The organism is Actinoplanes sichuanensis (assembly GCF_033097365.1).
Taxonomy (GTDB): Bacteria; Actinomycetota; Actinomycetes; order Mycobacteriales; family Micromonosporaceae; genus Actinoplanes; species Actinoplanes sichuanensis.
In genome coordinates, this window is record NZ_AP028461.1 from 6,033,620 (window position 1) to 6,047,521 (window position 13,902).

Consider the following 13,902-nt stretch of genomic DNA (forward strand, 5'->3'; position numbering starts at 1 on the left):
AACTTTGGAGGAAGCGCAAGATGGGTGACCACAGTGACAAGGCCGCACTGTTCGACGCTCTCGCCCGGGTCGGCAAGGCGCTCGGCAGCGGCAAACGTTTGGAACTGCTCGACCTGCTGGCCCAGGGCGAGCGCAGCGTCGAGCACCTCGCCGCCGTAGCCGGCCTCGGGCTGACCACCTGCTCGGCGCACTTGCAGACGCTGCGCCAGGCCGGCCTCGTCGCCACCCGCCGGGACGGCACGAAGATCCATTACCGACTGGCCGGGCCCGACGTCGCCGCCCTCTACGCACTGCTCCGCGATGTCGCGGCCACCCGCAACGCCGAGGCGGCCGCCGCCCGTGACGCCTACCTGGGCCCCGCCGACACCGAGGCCGTCGACCGCGACGAGCTGCGTCGCCGCCTGGCCGCCGGTGACGTGATCGCCGTCGACGTCCGCCCGGCCGAGGAATACGCCGCCGGGCACATCCCCGGCGCGATCTCCATCCCCCTGGACCAGCTCGCCGCACGGATCACCGAACTGCCCGCCGACGTCGAGGTGGTCGCCTACTGCCGGGGCGCCTACTGCGTGCTCTCCCACGAGGCGGTCCGACTGCTGATCGACCATGGCCACCCGGCCGTCCGGCTCGCCGACGGGATGCTCGAATGGCGCCGCGACCAACTGCCCATCGCCGTGTAACCGTCACCCTGCTTGACGCACCCATCCGTAAGTCGTAACTTACCGTTCGTGGCAACTTACCAAGCCGAGGACGGCTGGGAGCTACTCGCCGACCCGTCCCGGCGCTCCATCGTCACGCGCCTGGCCGAGCGGCCCCGCGCCGTCGGTGAACTCGCCGACGAACTGCCGATCAGCCGACCTGCCGTGTCGCAACATCTGAAGGTGCTCAAAGACGCCGGCCTGGTCACCGACGAGGCGGCCGGCACCCGGCGGGTGTACCGGCTCAACCCGGCAGGCGTCGCCGCGCTGCGCGATCAACTCGACACCTTCTGGAACCGCGCGCTCAGCGGCTACCGCGATCTCGCCGAACAACCGAACACGGACGGCCCATCAGGCAAGGAGAGGACATGACCGAGACAACAGCCGTGGAAGTGCGACGGCAGATCGTCATCGAGGCACCCCTCGAGCGCGCCTTCACGGTCTTCACCGACCGATTCGGCGACTTCAAACCGCCAGAACACAACCTTCTCGGTACGCCGATCGCCGAGTCCGTGTTCGAGCCGAAGGTCGGCGGCCACATCTACGACCGCGGCACCGATGGCAGCGAATGCCGGTGGGCACGGATCCTCGCCTACGAACCCCCGGACCGGGTCGTGTTCAGCTGGGACATCAGCCCGCAGTGGCAGGTCGAGACCGACCCCGGCAACACCAGCGAGGTCGAGGTTCGATTCATCGCCGAGACCCCGGCCCGCACCCGCGTCGAACTCGTGCACCGCCACCTCGACCGGCACGGCCCCGGCTGGGAATCCGTCCGCGACGGCGTCGCCCACGACCAGGGATGGCCCCTCTATCTGGCCCGTTACGCCGCTCTGTTCGCCCGGGACCGTTGAGATGCCGCCGATCACGGTCACTACCGACATCGACCGTCCCGCGCCGGACGTGTTCACTTACGCCACCGACCCGACCCGCTTCCACGAATGGCAATCCGGCGTCGTCGACGGCCACCTGGAGTCCCCCGATGACCCCGGGCCGGGTGCGATCTGCCGCACCACCCGGCGCATCGGCGGAGCCGACCGAACAAGCACTTCCGAGATCTCGCACTTCAACCCACCGACCGCCTGGGGCGTCCGTGGCATCGACGGACCCATCCGGGCCACCGTCGACGTCACCGTCGAGCCCCTCGGCCCGCATCGGTCACGGCTGACCATCGCCGTCGACTTCGAGGGCCACGGCATCGGCAGACTGCTCGTCCCGCTGCTGGTACGCCGGGAAGCCCGCAAGGAGATGCCCGCCAACCTGGCCAAACTGAAACAGCACGTCGAAAACGGATGAGCTAAGGGATCCGGCGACGATCAGGATCCGGGCCCGACTCAACCATGCTGACGGCCGTGCTCCCCGGCCGGAACGGAGTGGGACGGGCCGGGCTGCGGCGCTGAGCCCGTCCCGCCGCCACGCAGCATGGGACCGATCAACAGCGCCGACACGGCGAACATGGCCCCGAACAGCAGCACCGCGGCGCCGGGCGCCGACCAGGAACCGAACCGGCGGCGCAGTCGCAGCAGCATCGGCGCCATCACGGCCAGTCCGAGCACGCCGAAGAGCACGGTGCCGCCGAGACCGGCCACCAGAGCCGTGCCCGCGAACAGACCGGCGTGGTGCAGGAGATGCGGGATCAGGCCCATCGCGGCCCCGAGCACCGCGCCGACGCTCCATCGCCTCGCGGGCACGTCTGGCGTCTCAGCCACGCGCCGGACCGCTCACGTCGGCCGTGGCCTGCTGACGGCCGGCGGCGTCGACCAGCGTCGTCAACGCATCGATGACCGCCGGGCGCTGCTCCGCCGGAATGCCGCGCAGCAGTTCGGCGAACCGGGCCGCACGGGCGACAGCCAGTTCACCGGCAGCGCGGCGACCGTCCGGAGTCAGCTCCAGCCACACCAGCCGCCCGTCACCACCACGCTCGGCCCGCTGCACCCAGCCCCGGCCGGTCAACTGCGAGACGAGGCGACTGACCGTGCTCTTCTCCAGCCGCAACCGCTCACCGAGTGCGCTCTGGGTCAGCGGCCCATCTCGATCCAGCTCGCCAACCGCATGCGCCTCGGACGTCGGCACCGGTGTCCCGCACGGGGTGCGATCCGGCTGGTGCAGACCGAACGCACGAACGAACGCGGTGATCTTCCCCTGAAGGACCAGGGCCTGCTCGAGTTGATCCTCCGACATGGTTCGACCGTACAACTAAATGGTTCGACGATGCAACCAAATGCCGGCCGGGTCGCCACCCGTCATCGTAGGAACCTTGCGACAAGCCCCGAGGCGCGCGGATTGTCACGTGACCGGATGTGGCAGCAGGACGAACCGGGACCGCTCCTGCGAACTCGGGAGCGCCCTCACCGCCGCCGGAACCGGTGCGGCGACCGGTGGTCCGGTGGGCATCGTCGTCGGAGCCGGCGCCAATGCACTACCGGCACACCAGGCGATCGGGTTCCATTTCGACCACCCGACCAGAGGCCGCGGGCTTCATCCCGGCAAGCCCCTGACCGGCGCGGCGCCAATCCGAGATGCAGTATCATCGCACCGTGTCCGTACCGGTGTCGATTTACTCGACGTGACACAGGCTATCTGGCAGATGGGATTCAACGCGGTGCTACGTGACAAAAGTGCGATCCGCATTCTTGGCGATCCGGTGCTCCGCACTCCCTGCAAGGCCGTCGACGAATTCGACAAGCGTCTGAGCAAACTCGTCGACGAGATGTTCGACATCATGTACAAGGCACGGGGCGTGGGCCTCGCCGCCAACCAGATCGGCGTCGGACTGCGTTTGTTCGTCTACGACTGCCCCGATGGCGAGGGTGCCGACAACAAGGGATATCTCATCAATCCCGAGCTCGTCATCAACGAGGGCGAGGATGTCACCGAGCCGGAGGGCTGCCTGTCCGTGCCGGGTCACTATTTCGACACCGTCCGGGCGTCATCGACCACCCTCAGCGGGGTGGACCTCCACGGCAATCAGGTTTCGGTCTCCGGCAAGGGTTACTTCGCCCGATGCCTGCAGCACGAGCTCGACCACCTGAACGGGACCGTTTACATCGATCGGCTGGCCGGTGACGAGCGTCGCCGTGCCCTGCGCGCCATCCGCGCCGCCGCCCCGTCCAAGCCGTCTCTCGGCAAGAGCAGCAGCCCGTTCGGCCTCTGACCGGCCCCATGCCGGCTGACCGCGCGTGAGGTGTCCTCGACACCTCACGCGACAGCTGGCATACGGCCGTTACTTGATCGCCCGAGCCGAGACGAGGAGCGCCGATCGCGTCGTCGCGGGCTCCTGGCGCTCGGGGCGGACCGGTGATGCAGACTTGACCGAGCTGGCACTACGCCACTGGTCAGCACACACTACGTTACCCATAGCTGCACTATAGACCGCAGAGCATGACAGTGACAGCCTTCACTGGAGCGGACTTCGCGGTGCCTACACCCGACTCTCCATAGTCGATTGCCGTACTAGACTCGACGACTCACCTACGTCGGACGTCATCGATGCGTGAAGCACTCTGCAGAGCAGACCAGGGAGGGTCGGATGCTGGAGAGTCTGGGCAAGATCGTCGGCTCGTCCGCCGAGGCGGAACGTTTCGTGCGGGAGATCTTCGGCAGGCGGCCCGCGGTGTTCTCCGGGCCGACCGCCGGCTTCGCCGACCTGTTCGACTGGGCCGAGATGGAACGCATGCTGCAGTATTCGCAGGTGCACCACCCCCGGGTTCGGGTGACCAAGAACGGCGCGGCCGCCGACGAGGGGGCCATAGCCGTGGAGCGGGTGAGCCACGAGGGCGTCGGCTACACGCGGCTGCTGTCCGGAGCCGTGATGGCCGAGCTGTCCGACGGCGCCACTCTCGTGGTCGACTCCGCGGACGAGCTGTCCCCGCCCCTGCGCCGCCTCGCCGCCGATCTGGAACGCGAGCTGCAGGAACACGTGGAGATCAACGTCTACTGCTCGTGGGGCACCGAGCCCGGCCTCGGACTGCACTGGGACGACCACGAGGTCATCGTGCTGCAGGTGGCGGGTGAGAAGAAGTGGGAGATCCACTCGCCGACACTCGAGGCCCCGACCGCCGAGCAGCAACCGCCGCCACCCGCCGCCGGCACGGAGCCGGCCATGGCGCTCACCCTGCGGGCGGGTGAGTCTCTGCACGTACCCCGCGGCTGGTGGCATCTGGTGGCGAGCGTCGGGGTGCCCTCGCTGCATCTCACCATCGGCATCCGGCCCGCCACCGGTGTCGACTTGCTGGCCGCGGTGGTGCGGGAGGTGGGCGCCCGGGCCGCGATGCGGGTCAACATCCCGCGCTGGGGCTCCCCCGCCGAGACCGCACAGTACCTGGCCACCGTGCGGGAGGCGGTCCAGGAGGAATTGAGCGGCAGTGATCTTCTGCAGCGGTTCCTTCTGATGCGCAACGGACGTGACCCTGGGCGCGGGGCGCTGTCTCTCGCCTCGCTGGGCGGCGACGGCCGCCTCCATCTCGACGACGACAGCATCGTCCGCCTCGTTGCTCCACGCGCCCGGATCGAATTCGATGGGGAGCAGATCAAGCTTTACGGTGCCGGCCACGAGTTGTCGATCAGGACCGAGGCCCGTGCCGTCCTCGAAATCCTCTTCACCGAGGAGAGCATCAGCTTCCGCGAATTGTCGGCCAAATGTTCCGCGACGATGCCGGGGAACGCCATCGAGGAACTGTTGAGCGATTTGACGATACTCGGCCTGATCAGTTTGGAACGAGGCCGGATCACTTCACATTAGAGGCGGGGTCGGCACGGTGCAGAGTGTCGTTCTTGCGCCCGGCGTCGGTAGGATGGGAAGATCCGGGCACCACTGTGGTGACTCGCCGATCGGACAAGCTCTGGAGACAGGTGTGCGGTCAGACCTCGACGTCTACGACGATCTGCTTCGCTTGCAAGCCGACGCCTCTTTCGACCTCGAGCAGTCCGCGATAGGAAGTGACGCCTGGCTCGCCGCCGAGTCCGTTCTCGATCTCGGTTGCGGAAACTCCGCCTATACGCGATTGCTCGCCGAGCGCTACAAAGAAAAGAATTTCGTCGGATTGGAGCCGGATCCGGGCCTGTTCGGGCGCGCGGCCGGCGGCGGCGCCGCCAATCTGCGGGTGCTGCAGGGCACCCTGGACGACCTGCCCACCGGTTTCCGGACCGACGTCCTGCTGCTTCGATTGATGCTCATGTACGTACGCGACATTCCGGCGATCGCTCGATGGGCTTCGGAGAATTCCTCGATGACGGTGGTCGTCAATCCGGACGACGAACTGTTCGAGATCAGCCCCCCGCTGGCCCGGTTCACCGACGTCCTGGCGTTGAATCCGGGTCGCATCGCCTCACTCGGTGGTCAACGGGACTCCGAGGCCCTGACGATCGAGAGCTGGGAACGGACCGGCCACGAACTCGTCGGATCTCATTCCGTAGTAGTCTCGTCGCGCCCGGAATGGCCGATCGAGAAAATGCACCACCTCATGCTTCTGAATGCGGAGATGATCTACGGGACGCCGCTGCCCGAGCCCCTGTACCGAGAAGTGTACGAATGGGCGCTGGACCCGACCGCTCACATTCAGTACGGATTCCGGATTCACCGATTCATCAACCGTCGCACGGCTTCAAGGATTCCCGGCCAACGGGATCAGGCCCAGATCAAGAATGGCATGGACGCCCGAAATGGATAACGCAACCGCTCCACAGTCGCCGCAGCGACCCATCATGGTGTTCGTCCATGGCGGGCCGGGAATGGACTCCTCCTACATGAGGGGTCCGCTGGACTGGCTGGGCGACCATTTCGAGCTCTTCTTCTACGACCAGAAGCCCCGCGTCGGCGACGATCCGGCGAGCGTCAAATCGGCGGCCGAGTCGGTCGACGAACTGGTCGCCATCGTGGCGGGTCTTCCCTCCGGCCCGGACCGCCCGATCCATCTGGTGGCGCATTCGTGGGGCACGTACCTCGCGATCCAGGCCGTGAAGAGGTTGCGGCAGCAGGTCGCCACGCTGACACTGATCAGCTCTCTGCCGCTCACCTGGGATCAGCTGAACGAGTCCGTGGGGCGTTTCGTCGCCCGGGTCGAGCCGGCTGTCGCGGACGAGGTCGGCGCCCTCGAACAGGTCGGCACCGAGGACGCCGGGCGGACGATCATGGGGCTCATCGGGCAGTTCTATCTGTCCCCGGCGGTCCGCGACCGCCTGACGCTGAAGATCGACCGATACAACCCGTTCATCGACATGCAGCTGACCAGGTCGATCGAGGGGTACGACGAGCGTGGTGATCTGGCCTTCGCGGACGACGTGCCGGTCAGCCTGATCTACGGCACCGACGACTACATGCAGCCGTCCGGGACACAGGAGCTGGTCAAGGACGGCAACCAGATCCTGATCCCGGACGCCGGACACTTCCCGTTCACCGAGCAACCGGAGGCGTTCGCGGCCGCGATGAGGCGCCTGTTGCCGATCGCCGATGGAAGCCCGAATGCAGACTGAGCCGACGACTCTCGTCCTGGCTGTCGGTGCCTCCCGGTACACCGACAGCCAGTTCCGGGATCTGCCCGGCGCCGAGGTCGACGCGAACAGCCTGCGCGACCTCATGCTCCAGGTGGGGGTGCCGAGTTCCAACCTGCTCGTCCTCATCGGCATGGACGCGACTCGCCAGAACTTCCTGAAGGCGCTCAGGATCTGGCCGCTCACCGCCACCCGGGGACCCCTGAATCTCTTCGTGCACTTCAGCGGTCATGGCCTGCTCGTGCCCGAGCGTGGGGTCGGCGACGTCTCCGTCCTGGTGACCGCGGACTGTGACGCCCGGGACCCGATCGGGACCGGCCTGTCACTCGACGACCTGGCGTCCGCTGTCTCCCGGGTCACGCCGGAATCATCCTTCGTGTTCCTTGACGCATGCATGGTCGGTAGCGCCGGTCAGGCGATGCGTGCCGCCGAACTCCAGCAGATGGCCGCGGTCGCCAGCCGTACGTCACTCTGTGTTTTCGCAGCTCCGGGAGCAACCGCGTACGAGTCTCGGGCCGCCGGAGCCGGTGGTAGGTTCAGCGAGTTTGTTTTGTCGCTTCTGCGGCAGTCTCCGGCACTCGATTGCGCCACACTAGCGTCGAGACTCACAGGTGCGACAGCAAGTGATGAGCGGACTGCGCGGCCAAGCGCGTTGCTCCATGGTGATGCCTCGGTTCGCCCGATGTCAGGACTGGCGGGAGGGACCACCGTGATGCACGTCGATCGTGACCCCGACAACGTTCCCCGACCGCGGCGGTTGGCCGACCTGAAGCGGGCACTGGCCGCCGGGTCCGCGGTCTGGCTGTGGGGCGAGTCGGGCAGCGGTAAGTCACTGCTACTGCGGCAGCTCGACCTGCCGGACACCATCAAGGTCTCCGTGCCACCCAAGCCCGAGATGCGAACCATGGGCCGGGAGGTGATCTGGCACCGAATAGCCACGAGCATCGCCGAGAATTCGCCGGACCTCTTCCCGTCCGGCCGGGTGGCCCTCGACGGGCTTCGTGGCACCCTGCGCATTCTGGCGGAGTCCAAGAAACCGCACACGCTGGTCCTCGACCACCTGGATCGGGCCCTACCAGATGACCGGGCCCTCCTGACGGCGCTGGTGGTCTCCTCGGGCATTCCCGCCGTGATGGTCGCCCGGCATCCTCCGGAGAATCCGGTTTCGGTCAAGATCCTCCACCTCGGTCCCCTCGAGGAAGAGGAGGTCGGAGAGTTCGTCAGCCGTTTCGGCACCGCGAATCTGTCGAACGTGCAACGCCAGCTGTTACGACATGAATCGGAAGGCAACCCGCTCAAGTTGCGGGCGCTCCTCACCACCGAGAACGCGAATTTCGAGGAACGGTTGTTCAGCCGGCTCACGCCCGACGAGATGGGCGTCCTGCGGCTGGCCACCGTGACTCGTGGCTTCATCGATCTCGACATCTTCTGCAGCGCGGTCGCGGTGGCGCCCGCCGACGTGCGGTCGCTCATCAAAACCGGGCTGCTGCAACGCACCATGGACTCGTACGCCTGTCACGACATCGTCATCGAGCGGATGTCGTCACCGGCGAGCCCGGCCGAGGCGATGGCGGCGACCAGGTATTGGGTCGCACAGTTCCAGGCCACCCCGAGCCTGAGTCTGCCCAGCCACGCACTGGCCGAGTCACTCGCACCCGCACTCGAGGTTCCCGAGGTGTTCGAGGTGCTGCCCGCCGCGGCCGGCCAGTTGTACCGGGCGCGCTCGTGGACCCTGCTGGAGCGGCTCCACCGCTTCGTCGTCGCGGCGGCCGGCCAGGAGGACCGAGGCCCGGGCGGCCTGTGGGTGCGTACCGCGCTCCTGCTGGCCGACCTGTTCGTACGGTCGGCGAAACTGGACGTCGCGGCGTCGTTGATCGACCATCTCAAGGCGGCCGAGACCGGGATGAGCCCGGACGAGGCGGCGATGCTGAGGCTGCTGGAGAGCGAGCAACTCTGGTGGTACGGCGACTATGCCACCTCCATCGAGATCTCGAACCAGATGCTGGGCCAGGACGACTTGAACGACGAGTTCCGGCACAAGGCATATCTGAACCTGGGCATCGCCTACTGGTTCTGGGGCCGGTGGGATCTCGCGGACGAGCATCTCGGTACGGTCAGCGACTCGGAGACCGCCGACAGCCGGACCCGGGCCTGGGGCCAGGTGATGCTGGCGAGCAGCCTGGGACAGCGCGGACTCGATCTGCCGCGGGTCCGCACGCTCTACCGGGCCGGAGCCGCGGTGCTCACCCAGGTGGGCGACGACGCCGGCGCGGCGGGCGCCTGGGGCAACTACGGTGAGGTCAGCTGGCGAAACGGCGATTACTCGTCGGCGGAGGCTCAGCTCGCCCGGGCACTGAGTATCGCGGCCGACGTGTGCGGCCCGTCCCAGCGCGTGGAGATGTTGCGGTCCGTCGCCGAGATCCACTTGAGGCGGCGGGGCCCCTGGTCACCCGAGCTCGCGGAAACGCTCGACTTGATCGACTCCTTGATCGACGACAGCATGGGGCCGACACATCAGATGCAGCTGTGGAACACCTTGGCTCGCATCGCGACCCTGCGGGGGCGCACCCAGGAGGCCCGCGTCCTGGTGGAGAATCTCCGGCAGATCACGTCCGACAACCTCGAATACGACATCTACACGAATTCGAACGAAGCCATGATCGCGATCATGGACGGCGACGCGAATACCGCCCGCCCCCTGCTGGAGCAGGGTCATTGCGTTCTCGGGTAGCTGCTGGTCACAGCGATAATTAGGTCGTGTGATCGGCGGTTTGCTTGGCGGGTGGCGCGGGCGATGTTGGTGGCGCCGGTGATCCGGTGCCAGCCGATCGCGGTGTTACGCAGGGTCGCGATGACAGCCGGTCCGGTGCCGGTCCGGGCCTGGTGCAGATCTTCACGGAACGTGACGTCGCGGACATGATGGATCTTGTTTTCGATGTGCCAGTGCCGGCGGATCCAGGTCTGCAGATCGCGGGCCGTGGCGTGGCCGGCGGGCAGCGATACCGTCAGGTAGGCGGTCTCGCGGCTGGTCCGGCCTGCGATGATGCGGGTTCGGGTGATCCGGACGGCCTGCTGCGCGTGTGGAAAGGCGATGCCGCCGGGTGTGGCGACGGTGACGGCTTTGACGGTGCGGGTCTCACGGCGGCCGTGACCACGGTCGCGGGTTCGGTCACCGACCGGTATCTGCGCCCAGGGAAGCCGTTTGAGCTGTTTGAACAGGGTCGGCTGGTTGCCCTTCACCTGGACGAGCAGGTGTGCGTTGCGGGCGGTGACCTCGTCAGCGTGTCCGGTCTGGGTGTGCAGGGCATCGGCGATGAACAGCACCCCGGCCAGGGTGCCGAGCACGGTCTCGACGGCGTCGAGCAGCGGCACGAAAGACGTGATCTCGTTCGACTTCGTGTCCACCGTGACCTGGGCAATCACCAGCCCGGTGGAGGTATCCAGAGCAGATAACAGATGCACCTGGCGGCCGTCGCCCAGACGGGCGCCGCGCAGCGTCTTGCCGTCCAGGGCGATCACCCGGCGATACCTGCGCGACGGCGATCCCGGCCGCTGGGCGCGGGTATGCAGCCAGCCGGCGAGAACGGTGGCCAGCAGGGTCGGATCGAGACGGATCAACAATCGCCACATCGTCGTGCCGACCGGCACGGCGTCACCGAAACCGAGACTGGTCCGGGCATGTCCTTCGAGGTCATGGAGCCAGTCGGTGATCGCCGCGAACGAGGACGCACCGGCCATGACCGCGCAGACCGCGACAGCCAGGACTGCGGACAGCGGGTAACGGATTCCGCGCGGGTCACGCGGGTCCGGAATCTTCGCCAACGCTTCCAGCAGGCCGTTGCGTTCACCGGCGGTGACCGGGACCGGTGCGGCGGTGGTGTGGGGTGTCGTGACGGTCAGTGCCGTGATGAGAGATGATGCCATCGGCGGGTGGGGTCTTCCTCGGAGTCGTGAAGCGTCGCAACTCCATGATCACCGATGCGGCCTCACCCGCTTCTTATGCCTCTACAGAGGCCACTCACACCGCGAATCCGCAGCTCAATGCCTTACCATCAGACTACGCAATCGCCCTGCCTGCTGGAGCGCGCCAAATCGATCGCGAGGAGCGCCGACAACGATTTCGCGCTGATTCTCGTCGCCGAGGATCTCGCCATGCTGGCCTCCCTCTGCCCGCCGGAGAGGCGGGTCATGGCCAAAGAGATATCGGACGATTTCGCGGCTAGTATCCGCTCATGACGAACGTCCGAAACCTGGCCCGGATAGAGATCGACGAAGATCACGACCCGCGCCGGATCGGCGTCGGGACCCTGGAAGACCTCCGGCTTCTGGTCACCGGTTCGCCGGCGCACCAGCTGGAGATCATCCCGGAGGACGAGGCGGCGCCCGCGGGCGACCGTCCGCGGTCCGTGGTGGCGACGTTGCTGGTGGCCGCGGCCACCAGCAACGGCATCTACGTCCTTCTGCTGTGGATCCGGTCGCTGTGCCGGGCCAACGGCACCGTCATCCGGGTGACACTGGCCGGACGAGCGATCGAGGTCTTCCCGAACTCGTCCGAGGCCGACCTCTCGACCTGGGTCCGCGAGATCCACCTCGGCTCCGACGACTGAGGAGCTCTCTCCTTGAACCTCCTGCGCCAAGCCGTCGACGACAAGCATCAGGCACTGGAACTCGCCGCCAATCTGGCGCAGGCGCTGATCCTGCTGGCGCTACCGGTCTACTTCGTCGGATGGTGTTTCCTCAACGTCCTGTACCAGGATTTCGGAATCGATCCGGCCCAACTGGGCCTCGACTTCCTGTGGATCGTGGAACGCGCGATCGCCGTACTGATGCTCGCCATCGCGGTCGTCATACTCCTTTTCGGCTTTGCCTTCGCCCGGGAGAGCGGCCTCCGCTCCAGGGCCGCTGACCTCGTGCTCCTGGTCGGCGTCGCGGCGACGGCGGGCACCGTGCTGAGCCTGCTGACAATCGATCGGCTGTCACTCGCGTCGATTCTCCTCGCGGGCCTTTCCACCGTCGTGGTGATCGTCCTCGCCACGGCCTCTCCCGGCCTGATCATGCGGCGGCCGACCCTCGGCGGAGGGTTCCGACGGCTCCTGCGACGAACCAGCCTCTCCGTGCTGATCCTGGCCGTTCTGGTCCTTCCCTGGGTGGGCGCGGCCGCGGTTTCCGACGGTGTCCGACAGGGGCATTCGCAGGACATCGATCTCGGAATCGGACTCCCCCTGCTGACGATCGACAGGGTGAAGGTGACGTTCGTCGGAACCGTCCCGCCCCCGCCGGGTCTGCTCGGCGACTGCCTTTTCCTGCTGGGCGACACCGACGGCGGTACCACCTATCTGTTCGATCGCTCGCACGACGTTCTGCGCCAGGTACCGACAACCCAGGTCGTCGTGACGGTGCTCAACGGTTCCTGCTGAATGAGCCTCGTAGCGAAAATGATCGACGCCGATCCGGCGGTAGGGTGGGTGCGTGGCTCTCTGCTTCATACCGGGATGTGCCTGCCCACATTGGTTCATCGCACATCTCGGCAAGCAGGTCACCGTTGTGTGGAGGCCCGCCAGCCATCAGGACATCATCGTCACGGGACGTCTGCACAGCGTCGGGCGCAACGTATTCGCCGTGGGTGGGGCTACTTTCACCGCCGGTGCCGGTGCTTTGCTGGTGAATGTCGAGCCTGAGCCGTCATCCTGCGCCGACTGTCTGGACGACCGTATCGAATCGCTTCAGGCGCACCTCGATCGCCGACCGCAGTCGGATGACGACGGGCCCTTTCTCGGCTGAAACGGCCGTTCAAACCCCTGTTCTGGTACGCCGTGGGCAGCCCTTCGCCGAACCACACCAACCGGGCCTGTCCCCGCGACATCCGTGCGGGGCAAGGCCGAAACGCGACCGCCGGGCGGAATGCGAACTCCGGGCAGAATGGGGCCATGCATTCGTTCGTGGTCACCGGAGGCGCCCGGGGTGTGGGCCGCACCATCGCGGAACGGCTCGCGATGGAGGGGACTGTCGTGATCGTCGACATCGTGGATCCGGAACAGGGCGACGCTCCCGGGCCGCATGAGGACGGCCGGCGGTGGCCGTACCATCGCATGGTCTTGATCTCCGGAAGCGCCGCGGACCCGGAGGTGGCCCAGCGGGCCGCGATGACCGCCGAGGCCGCCGGGCCGCTCGCCGGGTGGGTCAACAACGCCGCGATCTTCGACGATGCCGACCTGATCGGCGCCGGCCCGGGCCGGATCCTGGAGTTGATCACCGCCAACCTGGCCCTGGCGGTGACCGGCTGTCACACCGCCGTGAATCATTTCCGGCGTCACGGTCGGCCGGGCGCGATCGTCAACGTCTCCTCGCATCAGGCGCAGCGCCCGGTCCGCGGTGCCCTGCCCTACGCCACCGCCAAAGCCGCGATCGAAGGCCTGACCAGGGCGGTCGCCGTCGATCACGGGCCGGACGGGATCCGTGCCAACGCGGTGGCGCTCGGTTCGATCACGACGGCGCGCTCCGAGGCATACCGGCTGGCGCACCCCGGAGTGGACGCCCAGATGGCCGCGCTGCACCCGCTGGGCCGTCCCGGCACCGCGGCCGAGGTGGCCGGCGCGGTGGCGTTCCTACTGTCCGAAGCCGCCGGGTTCGTCAACGGCGTGATCCTGCCGGTCGACGGCGGCCGCTCCGCCAACGGGCCCGACCCGGAGGCCCGGAGCCGGATCGCCTCGGCATAGGTCAT

At 67.2% G+C, this 13,902-nt stretch carries 17 protein-coding genes; 14 read left to right on the forward strand and 3 right to left on the reverse strand.

The window, feature by feature from the left end; all coding sequences use genetic code 11:
• The first annotated feature begins 20 nt into the window (after positions 1-20).
• Genes Q0Z83_RS27870 through Q0Z83_RS27885 form a run of 4 tightly spaced genes read left to right on the forward strand, consistent with a single transcriptional unit; the run spans position 21 to position 1,988 of the window.
• Positions 21-677: an ArsR/SmtB family transcription factor gene (locus tag Q0Z83_RS27870; protein ID WP_317796968.1), complete on the forward strand. Its 657-nt coding sequence runs from the start codon at positions 21-23 to the stop codon at positions 675-677.
• A gap of 48 nt (positions 678-725) precedes the next feature.
• The gene (locus tag Q0Z83_RS27875; protein ID WP_317796969.1) at positions 726-1,067 is read left to right on the forward strand and encodes an ArsR/SmtB family transcription factor; all 342 of its coding nucleotides are present in this window, start codon (positions 726-728) and stop codon (positions 1,065-1,067) included.
• Positions 1,064-1,546, forward strand: a complete 483-nt coding sequence (locus Q0Z83_RS27880; protein WP_317796970.1) for an SRPBCC family protein — start codon at positions 1,064-1,066, stop codon at positions 1,544-1,546. The genes Q0Z83_RS27875 and Q0Z83_RS27880 overlap by 4 nt, the downstream gene beginning before the upstream one ends.
• Position 1,547: 1 nt before the next feature.
• Positions 1,548-1,988: an SRPBCC family protein gene (locus Q0Z83_RS27885; protein WP_317796971.1), complete on the forward strand. Its 441-nt coding sequence runs from the start codon at positions 1,548-1,550 to the stop codon at positions 1,986-1,988.
• A 38-nt stretch (positions 1,989-2,026) separates the two neighbouring features.
• On the opposite strand, the gene Q0Z83_RS27890 is transcribed toward Q0Z83_RS27885, so the two are convergent.
• Together Q0Z83_RS27890 and Q0Z83_RS27895 are read right to left on the reverse strand one after the other, a co-directional pair.
• Entirely contained in the window at positions 2,027-2,401 is a 375-nt protein-coding gene (locus tag Q0Z83_RS27890) for a hypothetical protein (RefSeq protein WP_317796972.1), read from the reverse strand.
• Positions 2,394-2,873, reverse strand: coding sequence for a MarR family winged helix-turn-helix transcriptional regulator (locus tag Q0Z83_RS27895; RefSeq protein ID WP_317796973.1), 480 nt, complete (start codon positions 2,871-2,873; stop codon positions 2,394-2,396). Before Q0Z83_RS27895 ends, Q0Z83_RS27890 begins: the two co-directional genes overlap by 8 nt.
• Before the next feature lie 205 nt (positions 2,874-3,078).
• Here Q0Z83_RS27895 and def point away from each other — a divergent pair, with 205 nt between their 5' ends.
• The 5 genes from def (at position 3,079) to Q0Z83_RS27920 (ending at position 9,912) form a co-directional block, all read left to right on the forward strand.
• A complete protein-coding gene (gene def, locus Q0Z83_RS27900; RefSeq protein WP_378079220.1) occupies positions 3,079-3,846 on the forward strand; it encodes a peptide deformylase in 768 nt (255 codons plus the stop codon).
• A 375-nt stretch (positions 3,847-4,221) separates the two neighbouring features.
• A complete protein-coding gene (locus tag Q0Z83_RS27905) occupies positions 4,222-5,433 on the forward strand; it encodes a cupin domain-containing protein (RefSeq protein WP_317796974.1) in 1,212 nt (403 codons plus the stop codon).
• A gap of 112 nt (positions 5,434-5,545) precedes the next feature.
• A complete protein-coding gene (locus tag Q0Z83_RS27910) occupies positions 5,546-6,361 on the forward strand; it encodes a class I SAM-dependent methyltransferase (RefSeq protein WP_317796975.1) in 816 nt (271 codons plus the stop codon).
• A 34-nt stretch (positions 6,362-6,395) separates the two neighbouring features.
• Positions 6,396-7,163 (forward strand): alpha/beta fold hydrolase, encoded by a 768-nt coding sequence (locus Q0Z83_RS27915; RefSeq protein WP_317796976.1) that lies wholly within the window; start codon positions 6,396-6,398, stop codon positions 7,161-7,163.
• Entirely contained in the window at positions 7,153-9,912 is a 2,760-nt protein-coding gene (locus tag Q0Z83_RS27920) for a caspase family protein (protein WP_317796977.1), read from the forward strand. Before Q0Z83_RS27915 ends, Q0Z83_RS27920 begins: the two co-directional genes overlap by 11 nt.
• On the opposite strand, the gene Q0Z83_RS27925 is transcribed toward Q0Z83_RS27920, so the two are convergent.
• Positions 9,894-11,105: an ISAs1 family transposase gene (locus Q0Z83_RS27925; protein WP_317789516.1), complete on the reverse strand. Its 1,212-nt coding sequence runs from the start codon at positions 11,103-11,105 to the stop codon at positions 9,894-9,896. The genes Q0Z83_RS27920 and Q0Z83_RS27925 overlap by 19 nt on opposite strands.
• 117 nt (positions 11,106-11,222) lie before the next feature.
• On the opposite strand from Q0Z83_RS27925, the gene Q0Z83_RS27930 reads away from it, so the two are divergent.
• The 5 genes from Q0Z83_RS27930 to Q0Z83_RS27950 all read left to right on the forward strand — a co-directional run bounded on the left by Q0Z83_RS27930 (position 11,223) and on the right by Q0Z83_RS27950 (position 13,897).
• Positions 11,223-11,417, forward strand: coding sequence for a hypothetical protein (locus Q0Z83_RS27930; protein ID WP_317796978.1), 195 nt, complete (start codon positions 11,223-11,225; stop codon positions 11,415-11,417).
• The gene (locus Q0Z83_RS27935; RefSeq protein ID WP_317796979.1) at positions 11,414-11,788 is read left to right on the forward strand and encodes a hypothetical protein; all 375 of its coding nucleotides are present in this window, start codon (positions 11,414-11,416) and stop codon (positions 11,786-11,788) included. The genes Q0Z83_RS27930 and Q0Z83_RS27935 overlap by 4 nt, the downstream gene beginning before the upstream one ends.
• Positions 11,789-11,800: 12 nt before the next feature.
• Complete coding sequence (locus tag Q0Z83_RS27940; protein WP_317796980.1) at positions 11,801-12,598, forward strand: hypothetical protein; 798 nt, start codon at positions 11,801-11,803, stop codon at positions 12,596-12,598.
• Between the two features lie 52 nt (positions 12,599-12,650).
• Positions 12,651-12,962, forward strand: a complete 312-nt coding sequence (locus Q0Z83_RS27945) for a hypothetical protein (protein WP_317796981.1) — start codon at positions 12,651-12,653, stop codon at positions 12,960-12,962.
• A gap of 146 nt (positions 12,963-13,108) precedes the next feature.
• Complete coding sequence (locus Q0Z83_RS27950) at positions 13,109-13,897, forward strand: SDR family NAD(P)-dependent oxidoreductase (RefSeq protein ID WP_317796982.1); 789 nt, start codon at positions 13,109-13,111, stop codon at positions 13,895-13,897.
• Positions 13,898-13,902 lie beyond the last annotated feature (5 nt).

Coding starts and splice junctions, on each gene's coding strand:
- Q0Z83_RS27870 (WP_317796968.1), top strand. CDS start 21: ATGGGTGACCACAGTGACAAGGCCGCACTGTTCGACGCTCTCGCCCGG.
- Q0Z83_RS27880 (WP_317796970.1), top strand. CDS start 1,064: ATGACCGAGACAACAGCCGTGGAAGTGCGACGGCAGATCGTCATCGAG.
- Q0Z83_RS27885 (WP_317796971.1), top strand. CDS start 1,548: ATGCCGCCGATCACGGTCACTACCGACATCGACCGTCCCGCGCCGGAC.
- Q0Z83_RS27895 (WP_317796973.1), bottom strand. CDS start 2,873: ATGTCGGAGGATCAACTCGAGCAGGCCCTGGTCCTTCAGGGGAAGATC.
- Q0Z83_RS27905 (WP_317796974.1), top strand. CDS start 4,222: ATGCTGGAGAGTCTGGGCAAGATCGTCGGCTCGTCCGCCGAGGCGGAA.
- Q0Z83_RS27915 (WP_317796976.1), top strand. CDS start 6,396: ATGGTGTTCGTCCATGGCGGGCCGGGAATGGACTCCTCCTACATGAGG.
- Q0Z83_RS27920 (WP_317796977.1), top strand. CDS start 7,153: ATGCAGACTGAGCCGACGACTCTCGTCCTGGCTGTCGGTGCCTCCCGG.
- Q0Z83_RS27925 (WP_317789516.1), bottom strand. CDS start 11,105: ATGGCATCATCTCTCATCACGGCACTGACCGTCACGACACCCCACACC.
- Q0Z83_RS27930 (WP_317796978.1), top strand. CDS start 11,223: ATGCCTTACCATCAGACTACGCAATCGCCCTGCCTGCTGGAGCGCGCC.
- Q0Z83_RS27935 (WP_317796979.1), top strand. CDS start 11,414: ATGACGAACGTCCGAAACCTGGCCCGGATAGAGATCGACGAAGATCAC.
- Q0Z83_RS27950 (WP_317796982.1), top strand. CDS start 13,109: ATGCATTCGTTCGTGGTCACCGGAGGCGCCCGGGGTGTGGGCCGCACC.